General features: G+C 37.4%; 19 protein-coding genes. 17 read left to right on the forward strand and 2 right to left on the reverse strand.

Annotation, left to right across the window (positions count from 1 at the left end):
- The first annotated feature begins 222 nt into the window (after positions 1-222).
- Positions 223-453 (forward strand): hypothetical protein, encoded by a 231-nt coding sequence (locus L1999_RS04385; protein WP_235742461.1) that lies wholly within the window; start codon positions 223-225, stop codon positions 451-453.
- Positions 454-677: 224 nt separating this feature from the next.
- A complete protein-coding gene (locus tag L1999_RS04390) occupies positions 678-2009 on the forward strand; it encodes a GntP family permease (RefSeq protein ID WP_235742462.1) in 1332 nt (443 codons plus the stop codon).
- A 53-nt stretch (positions 2010-2062) separates the two neighbouring features.
- Here L1999_RS04390 and L1999_RS04395 read toward each other — a convergent pair whose 3' ends face one another.
- The gene (locus L1999_RS04395) at positions 2063-2908 is read right to left on the reverse strand and encodes a MurR/RpiR family transcriptional regulator (protein WP_235742463.1); all 846 of its coding nucleotides are present in this window, start codon (positions 2906-2908) and stop codon (positions 2063-2065) included.
- A gap of 149 nt (positions 2909-3057) precedes the next feature.
- Between L1999_RS04395 and gnd the strand changes: the two genes are divergently transcribed.
- Positions 3058-3954, forward strand: coding sequence for a phosphogluconate dehydrogenase (NAD(+)-dependent, decarboxylating) (gnd, locus tag L1999_RS04400; RefSeq protein ID WP_235742464.1), 897 nt, complete (start codon positions 3058-3060; stop codon positions 3952-3954).
- A 145-nt stretch (positions 3955-4099) separates the two neighbouring features.
- Here the strand turns inward: gnd and gntK are convergent, their stop codons facing one another.
- A complete protein-coding gene (gene gntK, locus L1999_RS04405; protein ID WP_235742465.1) occupies positions 4100-5644 on the reverse strand; it encodes a gluconokinase in 1545 nt (514 codons plus the stop codon).
- Positions 5645-6005: 361 nt separating this feature from the next.
- Here gntK and L1999_RS04410 point away from each other — a divergent pair, with 361 nt between their 5' ends.
- The 14 genes from L1999_RS04410 (at position 6006) to L1999_RS04475 (ending at position 19724) form a co-directional block, all read left to right on the forward strand.
- Positions 6006-6770 (forward strand): threonine/serine exporter family protein, encoded by a 765-nt coding sequence (locus L1999_RS04410; protein ID WP_235742466.1) that lies wholly within the window; start codon positions 6006-6008, stop codon positions 6768-6770.
- Positions 6771-6787: 17 nt separating this feature from the next.
- Positions 6788-7246: a threonine/serine exporter family protein gene (locus L1999_RS04415; protein ID WP_235742467.1), complete on the forward strand. Its 459-nt coding sequence runs from the start codon at positions 6788-6790 to the stop codon at positions 7244-7246.
- A gap of 164 nt (positions 7247-7410) precedes the next feature.
- Entirely contained in the window at positions 7411-8160 is a 750-nt protein-coding gene (locus tag L1999_RS04420) for a C39 family peptidase (RefSeq protein WP_235742468.1), read from the forward strand.
- 779 nt (positions 8161-8939) lie between these two features.
- Complete coding sequence (locus L1999_RS04425; RefSeq protein WP_235742469.1) at positions 8940-10355, forward strand: branched-chain amino acid transporter BcaP; 1416 nt, start codon at positions 8940-8942, stop codon at positions 10353-10355.
- Positions 10356-10536: 181 nt separating this feature from the next.
- The gene (locus tag L1999_RS04430) at positions 10537-11778 is read left to right on the forward strand and encodes an ATP-binding protein (protein WP_235742470.1); all 1242 of its coding nucleotides are present in this window, start codon (positions 10537-10539) and stop codon (positions 11776-11778) included.
- Between the two features lie 171 nt (positions 11779-11949).
- Positions 11950-13113, forward strand: coding sequence for an HD-GYP domain-containing protein (locus tag L1999_RS04435; protein ID WP_235742471.1), 1164 nt, complete (start codon positions 11950-11952; stop codon positions 13111-13113).
- A 142-nt stretch (positions 13114-13255) separates the two neighbouring features.
- Complete coding sequence (locus tag L1999_RS04440; protein WP_235742472.1) at positions 13256-14437, forward strand: hypothetical protein; 1182 nt, start codon at positions 13256-13258, stop codon at positions 14435-14437.
- A gap of 205 nt (positions 14438-14642) precedes the next feature.
- Entirely contained in the window at positions 14643-15728 is a 1086-nt protein-coding gene (locus tag L1999_RS04445) for a hypothetical protein (protein WP_235742473.1), read from the forward strand.
- Positions 15715-17883, forward strand: coding sequence for a molybdopterin oxidoreductase family protein (locus L1999_RS04450; RefSeq protein WP_235742474.1), 2169 nt, complete (start codon positions 15715-15717; stop codon positions 17881-17883). Before L1999_RS04445 ends, L1999_RS04450 begins: the two co-directional genes overlap by 14 nt.
- Positions 17883-18443, forward strand: coding sequence for a 4Fe-4S dicluster domain-containing protein (locus L1999_RS04455; RefSeq protein WP_098527312.1), 561 nt, complete (start codon positions 17883-17885; stop codon positions 18441-18443). The genes L1999_RS04450 and L1999_RS04455 overlap by 1 nt, the downstream gene beginning before the upstream one ends.
- Before the next feature lie 12 nt (positions 18444-18455).
- Positions 18456-18980 carry a Rieske (2Fe-2S) protein gene (locus tag L1999_RS04460; protein ID WP_235742475.1) on the forward strand — a complete coding sequence of 175 codons (525 nt, stop codon included), beginning with the start codon at positions 18456-18458 and terminating at the stop codon, positions 18978-18980.
- Positions 18970-19161 (forward strand): hypothetical protein, encoded by a 192-nt coding sequence (locus tag L1999_RS04465; protein ID WP_235742476.1) that lies wholly within the window; start codon positions 18970-18972, stop codon positions 19159-19161. Before L1999_RS04460 ends, L1999_RS04465 begins: the two co-directional genes overlap by 11 nt.
- A complete protein-coding gene (locus L1999_RS04470) occupies positions 19154-19465 on the forward strand; it encodes a hypothetical protein (protein ID WP_235742477.1) in 312 nt (103 codons plus the stop codon). The genes L1999_RS04465 and L1999_RS04470 overlap by 8 nt, the downstream gene beginning before the upstream one ends.
- Complete coding sequence (locus L1999_RS04475; RefSeq protein WP_235742478.1) at positions 19452-19724, forward strand: hypothetical protein; 273 nt, start codon at positions 19452-19454, stop codon at positions 19722-19724. The genes L1999_RS04470 and L1999_RS04475 overlap by 14 nt, the downstream gene beginning before the upstream one ends.
- Positions 19725-19776 lie beyond the last annotated feature (52 nt).

The following is a 19776-nucleotide window of genomic DNA, read 5'->3' on the forward strand; positions in this document are numbered from 1 at the left end:
TTTCAGAAATCTGTATTTCTAGTGGTGGGCCAAGCCACCATCATGTATAAACTTAGTGGTGCAGGGCATGGGACAGAGCATTTTTGGCATAAAAATGTCCTGGATATTGTAAGCGACTTTTTCGATAAACATTTAAAATAATAAAAGTTTGTTTGAAGAGACATTAATTTGTCTCTTTTTTTTTTGCAGTTTGGAACAATAAAAGGAAGAGGAGGGAAATGAATGGATCATATTCAAGTATTTTTACGAAGCAAGAATTGGCTGGATACCGATTTAGACTCAAGGTATATTAATGTTAATCACCCCTATGCGATCCTTGTTTCGGAGGATGAAGGGCAAATTACCTTAAGAGGAAATTCTGGAATCGACAATGGCCAGAATGGTGAAGAGATTTTTACTTTCACCTCTTTGTATGAGCTCCAGGAATGGTTTGAAAATAATATTGGAGAGTAGAGACGGGGTAGTTTCACCCGTCTTTTTGCTGAATTAGGGGCATTTTTTTTTTAATTATTCATTTATAGATAAAGAAAAAAATATTTTGTTTACCTACTAAACAAAATATTTTTTCAAAATAAATGTTGAAATAAAAAAATTTTTTTCGTATAATCAATTTTGTTGGAAGTGCTTTCATCGCATTTCTGCAAAAATAGAATAAAACCTAGAGGGGTGGCAGTTTAATGAATGCCTATTTATTACTAGTTACACTGGTCTCAATTGTTATAGTTATTTTAGGAGTTTCATTGTTTAAGTGGCATGCGTTTATTAGTTTAACAGTTGCAGGATTATTCTTGGCAATTATGTCGGGATTAGGTTTAGATAAGATTGTAGCCGCTTACGAAACAGGAGTTGGCGGTACGTTAGGGCACTTAGTCGGTATCTTGGCTTTGGGGACTATTTTAGGAAAGATGTTGTCTGAATCAGGCGCAGGTTTGCAGATTGCAAATTTCTTTATCAAAGTATTTGGTGAGAAGAAACTGCCTTGGGCCATGTTTTTATCAGGGTTTGTCATTGGGATCCCTGTTTTCTTTGAAGTTGGAATTTTAATTTTATTACCGCTTGTAATCTCCATTCAAAAAGCATCAAAGCAAAATATCTTATTAATTGGTTTACCAGCGATTGCAGGCTTGTCAATTGTTCACGGACTCGTTCCTCCACATCCAGGTGCAATTGCTGCGATTGGACTTTATGGGGCTAATCTCGGTAAAGTATTACTTTATTCTTTAATTATTGCAATTCCGGCCGGCATTATTGGCGGACCACTATTTGCGAAATTTATCAATAAACGTGTAATTCCGGTTGGAGAACCTGAATTAGTTCGGATTGATGACCAAATGAATAAAAAGTCATTGCCAAGTGTAGGAATTTCTTTTCTAACGATCTTAATGCCTGTTATTTTAATGGTCTTAGGAACAGCAGCACCCTACTTACCAGTATCAGCTGGATTTGAAAAGTTTTTAGTGTTTATTGGAAGTCCAATTATTGCTTTATTAATCTCTTGTTTCCTTGCTTTTTATTTCCTAGGCTTTCGCCAGGGAATCGATAAAAATAAGATACAGAAATTCACAGAAGAATGTATTCTCCCAGTAGGATCGATTGTGTTAATTATCGGTGCCGGTGGTGGATTTAAGCAGATTCTGATTGAAAGTGGAGTAGCAAAGGTTATTGCCTCTATGTCTGAAGGAATGTCATTATCTCCTCTTGTATTAGCATTTTTGATTGCTGGATTAATTCGAATTGCAACTGGCTCAGCTACCGTTTCTTTAACAACGGCAGCGGGAATCGTTGCCCCAATTGTAGCTAACATGTCAGGTGTTAACTTAGAATTACTTGTTATCGCTACAGGAGCAGGTTCGTTAATGTTCTCTCATGTTAACGATGCCGGTTTCTGGATGGTGAAAGAGTATTTGGGTCTTTCCATTCAAGAAACATTTAAAACATGGACTGTCCTGGAAACGTTATTATCCTTCATTGCATTCGCAGGTGCACTTATTCTTAATATTTTCGTATAAAATGAAGAAAGAGGATGGCCTTAGGTCATCCTCTTTCAATATGAATGAAAAAACTAAATTCTTGTATCGGATATCGCTTCTCTTACTTTTCCTAGTGATTGTTTTGCCTTTTCTTTATTAAGGATCATTATATTTACATAGAGCGCGTCAATGAGGCTTAGTTGGGCAATTCTGGATGAGAGTGCTTCGGAACGGTATTCTGTTTCTTCTGAACTAGTAAAAAGTGCTACATCCGAATACTGGCAAATTGGCGATTTTGGAAAACTTGTGATGCCAATTGTTTTTGCCCCATTTTTTTTAGCCGTCTTTAATACATTGAGAGTGTCTTTATTTGTGCCAGAGTGGGAGATCACCACAGCAACGTCATTTTCTCCTAATTGTGAAGCAGACATCAGTTGGAAATGGGTATCAATAAATGCAAACGCTTTAATTCCGGTGCGCACAAATTTATGAAAAGCGTCCATTGCTACCACATTAGATCCACCGGTACCGTAAAATTCAACCCGTTTGGCCTTCATTAGCAGACCAACTGCTTTTTGAATAGAAGTTTCATCAAGGATTTGTAAGGTGTTTTCTAACGTTCTGATATTTGAATGGAAAATCTTATCGGCCACCGTTTTTTCATTATCGTTTTCATTTATTTCCTCATGAATCTGCTGAATGGGTTCAATGATTTCAGATGCAAGAGCAATTTTCATGGCTTGATAACCCTTAAAGCCAATTCGCTTGCAAAAGCGGAATACAGTAGCATCAGCCACTTGCAAATCCTCGGCAACTTCATTGATGGTATTATGAATAATTTTATCAGGATTTTCCAAGATATAATCTGCAACTTTTTTTTCTTTTTCACTAAGCCGAGCATAATAAGATCGTATCTTTCCCAGACAGTTTTGAACCATAACTTGTTTTCCTCTCTATAAAAAAAATCGTATCTTTAGTATAGCATGAAATTTTCTGAAAAAATATTTTTTCAGGTAATATTTGATTTAAGAAATAAATTTTCATATAATGTAATTATCAAGAAAAATTTATTTCGGAGGTTTTACTCATGGAAATTGGATTAATAGGATTAGGAAAAATGGGTTATAATCTTGCACTTAATATAATGGAAAATAATCATCGAGTAGTCGCGTTTGACGTAAATAAGGAAGCTGTAAAAAAACTAAGCGAAGATGGAGCGATTGGTGTGGAGTCTATTTCTGCACTTGTTAATCAGCTTTCCTCTCCAAGAATCATATGGATAATGGTTCCTTCTGGGCCCATCACTGAACAAGTGGTTGAGGAGCTTAAGGGCGTGCTGGCAGAAGGTGATATAGTTATTGATGGTGGAAATTCACACTATAAGGACTCTATCCGAAGGGGAACAGAACTTGGTGATAAGGGCATCCATTTCTTTGACGCTGGTACGAGCGGCGGTATGGCAGGCGCTAGGGAAGGTGCCTGTATGATGATAGGCGGGAATAAAGAGATCTTTAGCACAATTGAGCCGGTTATTCGTGATATTAATGTAGAAAATGGCTATTTGTATGCAGGAAAGAGCGGCAGTGGCCATTTCTTGAAAATGATTCATAATGGAATAGAGTATGGAATGATGCAGGCAATAGCAGAAGGGTTTGAAGTTTTGGAAAAAAGTGATTTTGACTTTGATTATGAAAAGGTTGCGCGCGTTTGGAATAATGGTTCCGTCATCCGCTCTTGGCTGATGGAACTAACAGAAAACGCCTTTTCAAAAGATCCGAAACTCGATTCTATTAAAGGGGTTATGCATTCTTCTGGTGAAGGAAAATGGACAATTGAGACAGCGCTTGAACTTCAAGCTGCAATGCCGGTAACTGCATTGTCATTAATGATGCGATATCGCTCATTAGAGGAAGATACGTTTACCGGTAAAGTTGTCGCCGCATTAAGAAATGAATTTGGCGGCCATGCCGTTGAAAAGAACTAAAAGGGTAATAAAGAAGCATCCGATATTAAGCCGGATGCTTTCTTTTTTTTAGGAAGTATAAACTTTGAAAATTGGCCAGCTCCAGCGCCCTAGCGGCTAGTTTCCTTGGCTATGCCGCTGACCAAGGCGCTTGCGCTTTTCTAATTTACTTTATCCATTTCTCTTGAAAACTTGTAATTGGGCCATATTCATTTTCTAAAACACGAGAGACACGGATATAGATTGGGGTTAGGTCATTATAAATTTCTACATTACTTTCAATTGGCTGATGGGTATGGGTTGAGCCTACTAATTCAGACATAATGGAAAAGTCCTCGATTTCCCCCAATGCATACATACCTAGAACGACAGCACCAAGACATGAACTTTCAAAGCTTTCTGGGACAACAACCTCTTGATTGAAAATATCAGCCATCATCTGCCGCCATAATTCAGACCGGGCAAAACCTCCAGTTGCTTGAATTTTGGTGGGAACGCCAATAATCTCCTGAAGTGCAAGTAAGACAGAATATAAATTTAAAATGACACCTTCTAGTACCGCGCGAATCATATGTTCCTTTTTGTGATGAAGTCCAAGACCGAAAAAGGACCCTCTTGCATGGGCATTCCAAAGTGGTGCACGTTCCCCTGCCAAATAAGGGTGAAAAATAAGACCGTCAGCACCTGGAGCAACCCGGGAGGCAATTTTGGTTAATACTTCATAGGGGTCAATGCCCAACCGTTTCGCTGTTTCTACTTCGCTTGAAGCAAGCTGGTCACGCACCCACCTGAAGGTCATGCCGCCGTTGTTAACCGGACCGCCAACAACCCAATGATTCTCTGTCAGAGCATAGCAAAAAATTCTTCCTTTTGGATCTGTAACCGGTCGATCCGTTACCGTCCGGATGGCCCCGCTTGTTCCAATCGTAACAGCAACGACGCCAGGGTCGATCGCATTCACACCTAAATTGGAAAGAACTCCATCGCTTGCGCCAACTATAAAAGGAGTTTCAGCAGGCAAGCCCAACTCTGTGGCAAATGGCTGTTTTAAGCCTGTTAAATAATAGGTAGTCGGGACAGGCTCAGCTAGTTTATCACGGCTAATTCCTGCTACCTCTAAGGCTTCCGCATCCCAAGCAAGCTGCTCAAGGTTAAACATTCCAGTTGCTGATGCAATCGAATAGTCGATGACATATTTGCCAAATAGCTTGTAGAATACATACTCCTTTATCCCGATAAATTTACTGGTCTGATTAAAGAGTTCAGGCTTGTCGTGGCGCATCCAAGTAATTTTACAAAGTGGTGACATTGGGTGAACTGGGGTTCCAGTCCTTCGATAGATTGCAAGTCCATTAAGATCGTTTTTAATCGTTTCAGCCCAGGCAGTTGCCCGGCTGTCTGCCCATGTTATACAGCGGGTAAGCGGTTTATTTTCACCACTCATGGCAATGATACTATGCATGGCAGAACTAAAAGAGACAAGTTTAATTTTTTTTGAATCGATTTCCCCTTTGCTGATCGCGACTTTGATTGTTTCCACTACTGCTCGGAAAATTTCATCTGGGTCTTGCTCAGCAACCGAGGGGGTTGGGCTATAGAGTGGGTATTCCACATGGTGCATACTTATGACAGTCCCTTTATCTTTATAAAGAACTGCCTTTGTACTAGTTGTTCCGATATCAACGCCAAGATAGTAAGATATGTTATCCATTAGACAATCTCCTTCATTATTAAATAGAAACTTTTGACTGAAAAAATGCCTCTAAATAATAAAAATATGAAAAAATTTTTCCTATAACGTAATTGTACCTGAAATAATTATTGATTTAAAACCTTTTTTCTTATTTAAGATGGTTTTAAACCTATGGAAATAGTATAGGTAAATACTTTAAAGACCAACCATATCTCATTTTTTGTTAAAAAGGAACTTTATATGTAGTATTATGGAAAAACAAGTATAACCGGGGGAATTTATACCTTTAAGTGCTGCTTGTTTTTTTGAGTTATTGCTTCCAATCCTTCTTTTGTTTTAAACTAGATATTAAATGTTGAAATATGTGGTGAATGAATAGATGGAGAAAATGGTGGTTGAACAGACTTATGAAATTATGGAAGTATGCCTGCTTGCAGGGAAAATTATGCTTCAAAGCGGTGGGGAAACTTATAGGGTTGAAGACACTATGATGCGGATAGCCGCTTCCTTTGGTATTGAAAAGTCTCACAGTTATGTTACTCCAACGGGGATTATTTTCTCAGCGGAGGGGTCAGAGCCCACAAAAACAAAACTGATCCGAATATCAGAGCGGTCAACAGATTTAAAAAAGGTTGCCATGGTGAATAGTATTTCGCGTAGTATTAGCAGCGGAGAATTGGATTTAGAGGCAGCCTTGCACAAATTAAAGGACATCGAAGAGCTAAATGTCACTTTTCCTTTTGCCTACCAGGCAGCCGCTGCATCGCTTGCCAGTGGTTGTTTTATGATAATGTTTAACGGAGGATGGAATGATTTTATCCCCGCAATGATTTCTGGCGGGGCAGGGTATATAAGTTTTATTGCCTTTCATCGTTTTGTGCCAATTAAGTTCTTTTCAGAGTTTTTAGCTTCATTCGTAATCGGATTACTTTCATTATTATTTGTTAGAACCGGTGTGGGGCATAAATTAGACACGATTATCATTGGTTCAGTCATGACGCTGGTGCCCGGGCTGTTAGTTACCAATGCCATTCGGGATCTAATGGCTGGACATTTGGTATCAGGTCTGTCAAAAGGGGCTGAAGCTTTTTTGACGGCGTTTGCGATTGGGGCCGGTATTGCGTTTGTATTATCATTTTTATAGCCTGGAGGTAAACGAGGATGACCATCTTTTCACAAGCTATAACCAGTTTTCTTGCGACAGCAGCGTTTGGGATCCTGTTTAATGCACCAAAGGAATCCTTACTAAAATGCGGTCTAATAGGAATGGGTGGATGGTTAATTTATTTTCTTCTTGTGGAATATTCACAGGATCCGATCGTGGCAACATTAGCTGCAACGATTTTTATTGCGCTCCTCAGCCAAGAGATGGCGAAAATTTATAAGATGCCCGTGATCATTTTTAGTGTTGCCGGTATTATTCCATTAGTTCCCGGCGGGCTAGCGTATGACGCGATGAGAAATATTGTTGAAAATAATTATAATGATGCGATTGCACTCGCTGCAAAAGTCCTAATGTTGTCAGGTTCAATTGCTTTTGGTTTAGTCTTTTCAGAAGTCATTAATCAGATTGCAAAAAAAATGAAACAAGTTAGAATAAAATCAAAAAATCTCCTTTAAGAAAGGGGATTTTTTTAAGGTTAAATTAAGAAAAGGCAAATATAATAATAGCTGGTAATAATTTTCCTTTATCCAAAAAGTAAAATTTGGTATGGTTATATAATAGTAACTTACTAGTTTATCAAGATCAGCAAAGAATTTAACAAGGAATGGTTTATCTGCATATGAAAAAATTTCTAATTATCATTGGGATTCTCTTACTGTCCGCTGTTGGTGTAAGGACGATATATGCGGTCGTATCTGAGAGGCAAGCAGCTGCAAAGGTTTGGGAAGCGGTTCCTCTAAATGTACGGGAAGTGGAACTTCAGGCGAAGGAAGCTCCCAAATTACCAGATAGTATCATATTGGATGTGCCATTAATTGAGCAAATGGATGCACCATTGCTTTATAACGGCTGTGAGGTGACCAGCCTTGCGATGATTCTAAATTATGCTGGTATAACGGTAACAAAGAATGAGTTAGCTGAAGACATTAAAACAGTCCCGTTCACCTATAGTAATGGCAAAAAAGGAAATCCTAATATCGGATTTGTCGGAGATATGGCTCATGGACCTGGACTCGGAGTTTACAATGGACCTGTATTCGAATTAACGCAGAAATATGCAGGAGACAGAGCTGTAAATCTAACAGGTAAACCATTTTCTGAGATTTTAAAAGAGGTAGGACAAGGGCATCCTGTTTGGATTATTACCACGTCAAGCTTTGCACCAATCTCTGTTTTTCAAACTTGGGATACACCCCAGGGGAAAGTTAAAATTACTTTTAGCGAACATAGTGTAGCTGTAACTGGATATGATGAAAATTTTATTTATATAAATAATCCATACGGTGGAAAGAATATGAAATTAAATCGTGAGAACTTCATAAAAGCTTGGGAACAAATGGGGAAGCAAGCGATCGTTATAAAAAATTAATAAAGAGTCCTGTATTTTTGTGTACAGGGCTCTTTATTATCGATGAAATTGGACGAAGGCAGAGGGAATATCCCTCTGCCTTCTTTTTTAAAAAAGATTCATTTAGTTAGAACCTATTGTAACTTGTGAATGGGTGTGGTAATTAATATCAGCCATTGCAAGGTAAAAATTCAATTTATTGTAATTGTTAATAAAAACAAGTTTGCCGCGGTTATTCTTCCACCTGATGGTTTTATACCTAAACGATGTAAGCCCTACCTCTCTTACATCCTAACGGCTCCGAAGCCGATCCAGTGTGAATAAGTTTTTATCTTAAAACATAAGCAGAATGCCAGAAAAAAATTCTTACATTGCATTATCTTCTCTATTACAAGTTACTGTTTATTTGTGAGGCACAAAAACTAATATTACACTATATTTTCTCCTATGTCAATATTTTTCAAGCTTCAATTAAGAATATCGTATATATCATACATAGGTCAGAAATTTGTTCGTTCGGAAAAGCACGGCGAAAAAATAAAAAGTTAGTTCTTTTTATTTTTTGATATATATATAATGATTTTCTGAAATAACGTATTAAGTGTGTAAAACAGTTGAAGATAGTAAAAAACAAGTGAAAATAGTGTGTTCTTTTGGGAATTAATGCCTTGGAACTATTTTGAAATAATTTATTTTTTAAAAATTTATTGCTTTTTCTGAAAAATGATATTATTATAGCCAATATAAGTTTTAAATATTTTTTCAGAAATTTCCGAAATCGACCCAAGGGGGGTTATATAATGAATTTATTTAGAAAGAAATCAATACAAGAGCTTATTAAAGAAGTTGGTCAAAGGGATGTAACCTTAAAGAAAGAGTTAGGAGCATTTGATTTATCAATGCTTGGAATTGGTGCCATTATTGGAACGGGTATATTTGTGCTAACAGGAGTAGCTGCTGCCGAACATGCAGGTCCTGCCTTAATCCTTTCCTTTATCATATCTGGGTTAGCCTGTGTATTTGCAGCTTTATGTTATGCTGAGTTCGCTTCAACAGTCCCGGTTTCTGGAAGTGCTTATACTTACAGCTACGCTACCTTTGGTGAGATCATCGCATGGATTTTAGGCTGGGATTTAATTCTCGAATATGGGCTTGCATCATCAGCAGTAGCCAGTGGTTGGTCAGGCTATTTCCAAGGCTTATTAGCAGGGTTTGGAATTCATTTTCCTAAAGCAATCACTAGTGCTTATAATCCTGCAAATGGAACGTTTATTGATGTTCCAGCTATCTTAATTGTATTCATTATCACAATGTTACTAACACAAGGTGTAAAAAAATCTACCCGATTAAATACGATTATGGTTCTTATCAAACTGGCAGTTGTCGTATTATTTATTGTGGTTGGAGTATGGTATGTTAAACCAGGTAATTGGACTCCGTTTATGCCGTTTGGATTCTCTGGTGTGACGACGGGTGCAGCTACAGTCTTTTTTGCTTATATTGGTTTTGACGCTGTTGCTACAGCCGCCGAAGAAGTGAAAAATCCGCAAAAAAATATGCCGATTGGCATTATTGCATCACTATTAGTTTGTACGGTTTTATATATTCTTGTATCTGGTATCTTAACAGGGATTGTTCCTTATCAACAGCTAGATGTTAAAAACCCAGTAGCGTTTGCTCTTAACTACATTCACCAGGATTGGGTAGCAGGATTCATTTCGGTAGGAGCTATTGCCGGTATCACGACAGTATTATTAGTTATGATTTATGGACAAACACGTTTATTCTATGCAATCAGCCGTGATGGCTTACTGCCTAAGGTATTTTCTAAAGTAGATAAAAAGAAGCAAACACCAATGGTGAACTCTTGGATCACTTGTTTATTGGTATCAATCTTTGCAGGGTTAGTTCCATTAGGAAAGCTTGCAGAATTGGTAAATATCGGAACACTATTTGCCTTTATGACTGTATCTGTTGGAATCTTATATCTACGTAAAAACAAGCAGGCACCAAAAACAGGTTTCCGTGTACCGTTTGTACCCTATATTCCGATTCTTGCTTTCTTATTCTGTGGCTATTTAGCTCTTCAGCTTCCAGCCATATCATGGATTAGTTTCGCTATTTGGCTAGTGCTCGGATTGTTTGTTTATTTTGGTTATGGACGCAGGCATTCAACGCTAAATTATAAAGCTGACCGAATCAAGAACGTCAGCTAATCAACTCGGAAAAAGAACTTGCTTTTGGCAAGTTCTTTTTTTTGATTGAATTAACTCGAAAAATGTCGAAAATACACGATTTGATAAAAAAAATGTCATTTTAATTCTTAAAAAAATGGTAGAATAGGAATGGGCTTGAATAACTACTTTTTTAATACAAGTGAATTAGGGAGAAACGAATATGAAAGAGGGAAACAGAAATCCCAAGTTATTTATTGAAGAGAGAAAGGCTATTATTTTATTTTTATGGTTGTTTTATATCGTATATTATTCATTTGAGATTTTTTATTACTTAAGTAAATCGACAATATATAAAGAAAAAGATTTAATATCCACTAGTATGGTAAGCCTAGGTTTATTTTTAGTTGTTTTAATCTTTGGAGTCTATTTTATTAAAAAGGGTAATCCTTTTATTGTTAAGTATATATACATTTACAGTTACTTAGGAATTGATTTAGTTGATACATTACTGACGTATTGGGGTAAAGATATTCCATATACATCTGGGAATATTGTAGAGGTATTATTTTTCTTATATAGCCCGATTTTTGTAAATAAGCGGTTCTTTTGGTTAGTGTCATTGGGGCTTATCGGTAAAGAAGTAATTTTAGGCTTAATTTTACAAAGTATGAATGTATTAATGCCAATAGTTATTTATATTATCCTTTCCTTAATTGCTTATACTGTACTAATTCGGTTTAATTCTTATATCAAATCTATAACTGCTGTTTATGAAGAATTACGTCATAAAGAGAAGTTAGCCGTTATTGGTCAAATGGCTGCAGGGATAGGTCACGAAATTCGTAATCCTTTATCATCCTTAAAAGGCTTTGCTCAATTACAGCATGAGCGCAGTCCGAATTCAAATGAGTTCTATCCTATCATGATTCAAGAAATTGATAGGATTAATTCAATTGTTAATGATTTAATGTATCTAGGTAAACCAAAAGAAATAAATTTTGAAAAAGCGCGGATTGAAGAAATTATTGCTTATACTCTTTCAATTACTCAACAACAGGCCGAGATGCAGGGAGTTAAGATTGAGACGTTTATGGAAGGTCCTTTACCACCGATTGAATGTGATGGAAAACAATTGAAGCAAGTGTTTCTTAATTTAATAAAGAATGCAATTGAATCCATGGTTGATGGTGGTAGGATTAAGATAAATGTTAAAACTGTCTCCTCTAAAAAAATGTATATCTCCATCCAGGATGAGGGGTGTGGAATAGAGGATAGTAACATCTTAAATTTAGGAGAACCTTTCTTTACCACAAAAAAGGATGGAACAGGACTTGGGTTAATGGTTACAAATCAAATCATTAAGGATCATAATGGAAAGTTGAAAATTGAGAGTGTAATTGGAGAAGGTACAGAAGTAAAAGTTTCTCTACCGATAATGCAGAAAAATCAAATCAAGAAATAGTTCTATAATTCTACAAAAAATTGCACAATAAAGTATGCTATGCGTTTTTTCTATGTTATATAATGTAGAGTAATAGGGTATGCTAATTTATTTTAGGGAATTATGACATTATCGATTAAAAGTATCTCTACAAATTTTTTAGTAGTGTGTCATGCGCACTTGGAGGATTATATGTTACCACATGAAGAACAACGTACCGTTAAATGGTTTCTAATATTTTTTTATATAATTATGTTGGGCTATGACTTTTTCTACTATTATTTTTTGCCGGTGCATGTAAAACATGTGGAAGGCGGATTACCTAGTAACTTTTGGTATTTAAACTATATTGTTTTATTCTTATTGATTCCAGTTATATTTTATTTAATAAAAACAAACAAGCAATTTTGGGTAAAATATGTGTTTTTTATTAGCTATCTATTAACAGCTTTTACTGTTGATATAGTTTCCTTTTATCACAGTGATAGAACTTATTCTAGTGGTAATGTAGTAGAAGTGTTTTTAATTTTCACATTACCAATCTTCCTAAATAAAAAATATTTTTGGATAGTAAGTTTAGGTGTTCTTGTAAAGTATGTTTTAACAGCTATTATCTTAAATAATACTTATCTAATTCTTCCAATTATATTATTTGCTGTTATATCAGTTCTTTCCTTATTTTTATTGGTTCGCTTTCAAGGCTATGTCCGTGCTATTAAAATTTCTTATGATAAACAGTTAGAGGGTATGGTAAAGGGAGTAATTGCAACTCTTGAGTTAAAGGATCCATATACCAGAGGGCATAGTGAACGGGTTGCAAGCTATGCACTGTTACTAGCTCGAGAAATTGATAAGTTATCCAAAGAGGAACAAAAGTCTTTTTATTATGCATGCTTATTACATGATATTGGGAAGGTGCATATACCTGATCATATATTAATGAAACCTGAGAGGTTGACAAAAGAAGAATTTGAAATTATTAAATCACATCCAAGTGTAGGTGCAGAAGCAGTTAAGGATGTTGAGGGAATACAGGATAGCATTTGCGTGATTCGTTCACATCATGAACGATGGGATGGGAAAGGTTATCCAGATCAATTAAAGGGGGAAGAAATTCCTTTGCTTGCTAGGGTTACAACTATTGCAGATGCTTTTGATGCAATGACATCCTCCCGTTCTTATCGGGCAGCAATGCCTGTTGAAGAAGCATATCAACGCATTATTGATGGAGAGGGTTCCCAGTTTGATCCAACGTTATTGGAAGAATTCAAAAAAGTATTCCCTGCCTGGGTTGAATTTCATAAAAAATATCCGTGGACTAAACAATGGGAATTACCTAAGGAGGTGGAATTATGAAAATCCGTAAGCTTAAAAAAGTAAAAACAACTTGCTGGTGGTGTCCATTTGTAGGATTATAAGCAGATTAAAAGAAGGATGCTAATTATAATTTGGCATCCTTCTTTTAATCTTTGACAAAAAAAGTGAAAAGGGTGTTTCCATGTGCCTAACACTAAATTCTTCTTTATTGTTGGTTCCAGTCGAGATTAGGAAGGATAAGTACAATTACATTGTAGAAGATATAATTTCAGGTGAGTTCTATGAAATGCCTGAAATCTGTATTGATGCAATCAATCTGATTTATGAGGGGTTGCGTTTAGGGGATATTCAGAAGGCACTAATTTTAAAATATCCTGATGAAGTGGTTGACCTTATTGGTTTTGCTGAACAGCTAATGGATATGCAACTTATTGCGGAATTTGACGGTGTAAGACTTGAACGGATAGAGAAGCCCGTGGATAGATTAGGCTTTTTATGGATTTCACCCACAATGGGCCGTTTCTTTTTTAATAAAACATCATATTGTGTTTATGCCGCTTTATTTGTTTTAAACCTTATCCTTTTTATCAAAGAACCTGTATTATTTCCACACTATAAAGACCTGTTTATTTTCAAATATATGGCGTTAAATATCCCTGTATGGCTTTTATTAACCTTCTTTTTAGTCTTAATCCATGAATTCGGTCATGTATTAGCAATGAGGGCCTATAATCTGCCAACTAGATTGGAAGTTGGCCACCGTTTATTCCTTGTTGTTTTAGAAACCGATATGTCATCTGTTTGGAAATTACCCTCAAAAAAAAGAAATGTTCTATATTTAGCCGGTGTCTCTTTTGACATTGTGATATTATCAATTGCATTAATTAGTAAGCTCATCGCTCCAACTAGTACAGATATTCTCCAAGGTATATTGAATATTATAATATTAGACACTTTCATCCGAATGGTCTATCAACTATGTGTTTACATGAAAACTGATTTTTATTATGTTTTAGAGAATATATCTGGCTGCTATAATTTAATGGAAAATGCACAGCAAATGATAAGCAAGAGACTTCCCATATTTAAGTCTAATGAAATAAAAGATGATGTGTTTGCCGGGGAAAGGAAAACAGTCCTTATTTATTCCATTTTTTATTGTATTGGGGTTTTATTGACCGTTTCTCTCTATATCTTCTTTTATATTCCACAAGTGTTGTTTGCTTTGAAAAAGGTTTTTCCAGGTTTCTCACATGGACCTGGCTCGACATCATTTTGGGATGCGACTGCTTTCTCTTTACAAATAATAATTGGTATAGTCCTTCTCCTATACTCATGGCGGAAAAAGTACATTCAAAGGTAAACCTGTATTCGGACAACGGCAAGAATCTCTCCTTCTTTAAAACTCCACCACTCGTTTGTGACAGGAATTTGTCTAAAATAACTTTTTTAGGGGTTTTTCACCCGCATAATAGGGGATTTCCCTGATATAGATAACACTTCTATTTTTCTTACAATAAGGGTAAGAAAAAACGGAAGTGTTATTTTTTTTGAGGAGGATCAAGAAAATGCAATCAACCACTGTTGCAACGACCAAAAAAGCGGGACGCACTGTTAATGATGCCTTTGCATCACACTTTGCTAAATCCATGTTTTTAACCATCGTCGGACTTATCATTTTAACCTTTATCGGAACGAGAATGTTTACACATATTGACTTAAACTTATACGGATATATGGTCGGAACACTTGTCTTCATCGGCGGTTTCTTCTATCGCTTCATTGCATGGGGTGAAAGACCGCCAACTAAAATTATTATCAAAAAAGGTTTAAAGCTTTTATTCAGAAAAAGTACTCCAAAAACAGCAGTTAGTCATCTCGCCATTTTTGACTTCATCCGGAACCGTGGTGTGTACCGCTGGGTGCAGCATATCCTAATCGGCTGGGGTTGTGTCCTTGCCTGTATGGTTACGTTCCCGCTCGTGTTCAGCTGGATGTATTTTACAATGGAAGACAATGGATACTATACGATCGTGCTTTTTGGGATGAACCTTATGAATGTTAAAGCAGATGGATTCATTGCCTGGATGTCCTATAATGCCCTTAATATTGCCGCAATCATGGTAACAGCTGGTGTATGTATGGCTTTATATCGCCGTTTAAAAAACATGCAAGCCCGAGCAGAACAAAAATTTATGTATGATTTTTTACCGCTTTACTTATTATTATTTATTTCAGTTACGGGCTTACTGCTAACCTTTCAAAACGTAGTACTGCACGGCTGGATGCAGCCGCAAATGTCACTAATCCATCAATTTTCAGTAATAGTAACATTAATTTATTTACCATTTGGAAAGCTTGCACATATCCCATTCCGGCCAATGAGTGTATTCGCAAGAAACTACCGTGAACATTACGCTGAACAAGAAATGAAAAAATGTAAAGTGTGCGGAGATCATTTCGTATCCGTTGAACAATCAAAGGATGTCATAAATGTATTAGGCGTAAATGAGATGGAATTTAACATGGAAGACGGCTTTAATCTTGCTGAGTTATGCCTGCCATGCCGAAGAAAATATCGTATAGCTAGATTTTCAGGATTCCCAACACATCAAGTAAAGGTTAAGGAGGCAAACCAGAATGCAAAGGGATAAGTTTTTTAAAGAAATTGAAAATGTACGCCACCCAAATGAAACGCTTGTTAAAACACATTGCAGTTACTGTGGTATGCAATGCGGGATGAACTTGCGAGTAGATACAAGATCAAACAAAATTATTGGGGTTGAACCTCGCTATGACTGGCCGGTAACGGTTGGAAAAATGTGTCCAAAAGGGGTTACGGCTTATCAGCAAACAAACCACCCCGATCGTATTTTAAAACCGTTAATTCGTGACGATGCTTCCTTAAAAGGAACGAAAGAGGGATTCCGAGAAGCGACATGGGAGGAAGCGTATCAACTAATCGCAAAGAAATTCACGGAACTTCAAGCGAAATATGGCAAAGATACATTATCCGTCTTCAGTGGAGTTTCCATGACAAATGAAAAATGCTATCTAACAGGAAAATTTGCACGTGTGGCACTGCAAACACGCTATATCGACTATAATGGACGTTTCTGTATGTCAAGTGCTGCCGGCGGTTTCCTTCGTTCTTTTGGTGTTGATCGTGGTTCAACATTACCTTGGACAGATATCCATGAAACTGATTGCATGTTTATTGCAGGAAGTAATACAGCTGAATGTCATCCAACGTCTATGTTCCGTGTTTGGAACGTACAGGAACGAGGCGGTTACTTGATTGTAGCTGACCCACGTGAAACGCCAATCGCTAGACGAGCAGATGTTCATTTAGACTTAAGACCAGGAACGGACCTTGCACTTGCGAACGGAATCCTTAACCTTTTAATCCAAAACGGATATGCTGATGAAGAATTTGTCAATAATCATACAAATGGTTTTGAAGAAACAAAGGAATTAGTAAAAGAATTTACCCCCGAATATACTAGCGAAATTACTGGTGTTGCACCTGAAAAAATTATTCGTGCAGCAGAACTATACGGAAAGGCGCCTAATGCCATTGTTATGTTTGCACGTGGAATTGAACAGCAGCACAAAGGGGTAGATAACGTGTCTGCCTACACAAATATGGCACTAGTAACAGGGAAAATTGGCCGTCCAAAATCAGGTGTTGCTACATTCACTGGTCAAGGGAATGGTCAAGGCGGCCGTGAACATGGTCAGAAATCAGATTTACTACCCGGATACCGTAAATTAACCAATCCAAAGCATGTAGAAGAAGTCTGCAAGGTATGGGGGATTACCCCTGAAGAAATGCCACAGCCAGGGGTTTCTGCCTATGAAATGTTTGAATTAATGGAGCAAAAGACAATACGAGGGTTGTACTTACTTTGTTCTAACCCAGCAGTATCTGCTCCAAATTTAAACTTTGTACGCAAAGCGCTAAAAGACCTGGATTTTATGGTTTGTGCTGACTTTTATCTGTCTGAATCAGCAGAATTTGCTGATGTGATTCTTCCAACAGTTACTTGGTCTGAGGATGAAGGAACAGTTACGAATCTTGAAGGACGTATTATTAAAATCAATAAAGCGCAGGAGCCGCTAGGTGAATCAAAGCCTGATTGGCAGATTCAAGCCGAGCTGGCCGAATACATTGGCAGAGGAAAGTATTTCTCCCATTTAAAAACAGCTAGAGATGTTGCTGATGAATTCCGTTTAGCTTCCAAAGGTGGTTATGCTGATTATTACGGTGCAACATGGGATAAAATTGACAAGCAAGACGGAGTATTCTGGCCTTGCCGAGATGAAAAAGATCCTGGTACACCACATATGTTCCTAGATAAAAAATTCTATCATCCAGATGGGAAAGCAAAAATTTGTGCCCTTCCATATCGTCCGCCTGCTGAAGAGCCAGATGCAGAATATCCATTGCGCTTAACGACAGGACGCGTTGTGTTCCATTATTTATCTGGAAATCAAACTCGCCGTATTCAATTTTTACGAGATATGTGCCCAGAGCCATACGTAGAGGTGCACCCAGAAACAGCAGCAAAATACAAGATTGAACATGAAGAATATGTCCACCTGTTTACTCGCAGAGGTGAAGCAGAATATAAAGTGAAAATCACAGAGGCCATTCGTAAAGATACTGTGTTTGTTCCTTACCATTTTGGCCACGATCAATCTATTAATCTACTAACGATTGCAGCGTTAGATCCGATGTCAAGGATGCCAGAATTCAAAGCATGTGCAGCGCAGATAGAAAAACTTACAAGAAAGGCGGTTCTGTAATGAAAAAGCGATTATATTTAGAACTTGAAAACTGTATAGGATGCCGTTCTTGTTTAGCTGCCTGTACGCAATGCGGCGGACATGAAGAGCGTAACCGTAACTATGTTTACGACGTTAATCCGCTTGTTAACCGTCAAACCATGCCGCTGATGTGCCTTCACTGTGTCAATCCAGCGTGTGCGAGAAGCTGTCCAGCTCAAGCGATTCAAATTCATGAGACTGGAGCCGTTTTATCCGCGCTAGTTGAAAAATGTATTGGCTGCCAAAACTGTACGATCGCATGCCCGTATGGAATACCAAAGTTTGATACAGAGCAGAATTTAATGTATAAATGTGATTTATGTATCGACCGTTCAAAGGATGGAATTCCACCGATGTGTGCAAGTGTTTGTCCATCCAATACATTACAATGGTTGACGGACGAAGAAATTGAAGCTAAGCAAAAGCAATTTAACCTTGATAATGGCAAATGGGTAACAAGCATGCCTTACTTAGAAGGCGAAACAAATGTGAAAGTGAACCTTCCTGGAATCCTTCAGGGCGTCACTAAATTGTTTTAGGAGGGATTCGATATGACAGAGAAAAATAATAAAATCCCGTTCAATGAAGATAACTATACACACAATATCAATCGAAATAATGAACGAAAGCTGGACCGCCGCGGTTTCATGAAAACATTGGTCGGAGCAGCAGGTGTATTCGCGGTTTCCTCTCTTCCTTGGGGGGCGTTAGCAGCGAAAGAGCTATCGGGTCTTAGTGATAAAAAATACCCGAAGCACAAAATTACAGATGTTAGTGCAATCCCAGTGGGAGATGCCGTTGATTTTGCCTTCCCTGGTGAACACGACAGTGCCATTTTAATCAGACTATCTGAAAATAAATATGTAGCCTATCAAAATGCCTGTACACACCTCCGCTGTCCCGTGTTTTGGAAAAAGGACGAAGGTGAGATGTTATGTCCATGCCACCACGGGAAATTTGATGTGAAAACGGGAGAACCGATTGCCGGGCCGCCGAGACGTCCGCTTCCTGAAGTTTATGTAAAGGTAGAAAACGGCTCTGTTTATGCCGTGGGGGTGAAGCGTTATGAAGCGTAGTTACGTACCCGTTGGCCTCCTTTTAGCTGTACTTATGTTAAACATAATTTTTACACAATATATGGTCCATCAATATTTCTATCAAAATTATACGAACACCATCATTGCAGCTGTTATCAACGTCATTTTATTTCCGATTGCCTTGCTTATTTATAAAAAAGGTGTGAATGTCCATGACTAGTGAGACGTATATTGATTTTTGTTTCGTTAGACCAGAAACAGGTGGATTTGCCTTGGTGATTGAAGAGTTATTGAAAAAGACCTTTGCGAAAAAACGATTAAATTGGTTTTTAGAAGAAAAAACAAGTGAAGGTATTGAAATGGTAGTGGCAGAAATTAAGGGTATGAGCAATTGGCAGTCTGAAGAAGAGACGATTCAATTTATCGAAGAGCATGCTGACGAGGAGTTTTGGGAGTATTTGCAGGGGTACAAAATGTTCATCTATCCAGTTTTGAGAGGATGTAATAGCTGTGGAACACATTAAATTGGCAGATGTTGAACAATTTACTGGAGCTGAGGTCGACATCATCATTGGGGATGAACAAAACAGCGAACAAGCATCTACAGTAAGGAAAATCATAAAAAAAGTTCAGTATTGCCCTGATCAAACCCATATTCGTCTTTATTTTGATCATTTTTATTTTCTTGCGGTTCCGCTCACCAGCCATGTCAAAAAGTCAGAAGGAGTATGGTCTGCGTATGACGCGGAAAGTGGGTTAACCTATACAATGAAAAAGGTTTAGGTCTTATAATAAGAGCCTGCCTTTTTTAATACTATCAAACAATGGTAAAAGG

Source organism: Neobacillus drentensis, from assembly GCF_021560175.1.
Lineage (GTDB): Bacteria > Bacillota > Bacilli > Bacillales > Cytobacillaceae > Neobacillus > Neobacillus drentensis_A.

Bases quoted from the DNA above. Each gene is read 5' to 3' on its own strand.
- L1999_RS04465 (WP_235742476.1), top strand. From the start codon at position 18,970: ATGAAGCGTAGTTACGTACCCGTTGGCCTCCTTTTAGCTGTACTTATG.
- L1999_RS04440 (WP_235742472.1), top strand. From the start codon at position 13,256: ATGTGCCTAACACTAAATTCTTCTTTATTGTTGGTTCCAGTCGAGATT.
- L1999_RS04460 (WP_235742475.1), top strand. From the start codon at position 18,456: ATGACAGAGAAAAATAATAAAATCCCGTTCAATGAAGATAACTATACA.
- L1999_RS04395 (WP_235742463.1), bottom strand. From the start codon at position 2,908: ATGGTTCAAAACTGTCTGGGAAAGATACGATCTTATTATGCTCGGCTT.
- L1999_RS04425 (WP_235742469.1), top strand. From the start codon at position 8,940: ATGAATTTATTTAGAAAGAAATCAATACAAGAGCTTATTAAAGAAGTT.
- gnd (WP_235742464.1), top strand. From the start codon at position 3,058: ATGGAAATTGGATTAATAGGATTAGGAAAAATGGGTTATAATCTTGCA.
- L1999_RS04430 (WP_235742470.1), top strand. From the start codon at position 10,537: ATGAAAGAGGGAAACAGAAATCCCAAGTTATTTATTGAAGAGAGAAAG.
- L1999_RS04450 (WP_235742474.1), top strand. From the start codon at position 15,715: ATGCAAAGGGATAAGTTTTTTAAAGAAATTGAAAATGTACGCCACCCA.
- L1999_RS04435 (WP_235742471.1), top strand. From the start codon at position 11,950: ATGTTACCACATGAAGAACAACGTACCGTTAAATGGTTTCTAATATTT.
- L1999_RS04410 (WP_235742466.1), top strand. From the start codon at position 6,006: ATGGAGAAAATGGTGGTTGAACAGACTTATGAAATTATGGAAGTATGC.
- L1999_RS04420 (WP_235742468.1), top strand. From the start codon at position 7,411: ATGAAAAAATTTCTAATTATCATTGGGATTCTCTTACTGTCCGCTGTT.
- L1999_RS04415 (WP_235742467.1), top strand. From the start codon at position 6,788: ATGACCATCTTTTCACAAGCTATAACCAGTTTTCTTGCGACAGCAGCG.
- L1999_RS04390 (WP_235742462.1), top strand. From the start codon at position 678: ATGAATGCCTATTTATTACTAGTTACACTGGTCTCAATTGTTATAGTT.
- gntK (WP_235742465.1), bottom strand. From the start codon at position 5,644: ATGGATAACATATCTTACTATCTTGGCGTTGATATCGGAACAACTAGT.
- L1999_RS04385 (WP_235742461.1), top strand. From the start codon at position 223: ATGGATCATATTCAAGTATTTTTACGAAGCAAGAATTGGCTGGATACC.
- L1999_RS04455 (WP_098527312.1), top strand. From the start codon at position 17,883: ATGAAAAAGCGATTATATTTAGAACTTGAAAACTGTATAGGATGCCGT.
- L1999_RS04445 (WP_235742473.1), top strand. From the start codon at position 14,643: ATGCAATCAACCACTGTTGCAACGACCAAAAAAGCGGGACGCACTGTT.
- L1999_RS04470 (WP_235742477.1), top strand. From the start codon at position 19,154: ATGACTAGTGAGACGTATATTGATTTTTGTTTCGTTAGACCAGAAACA.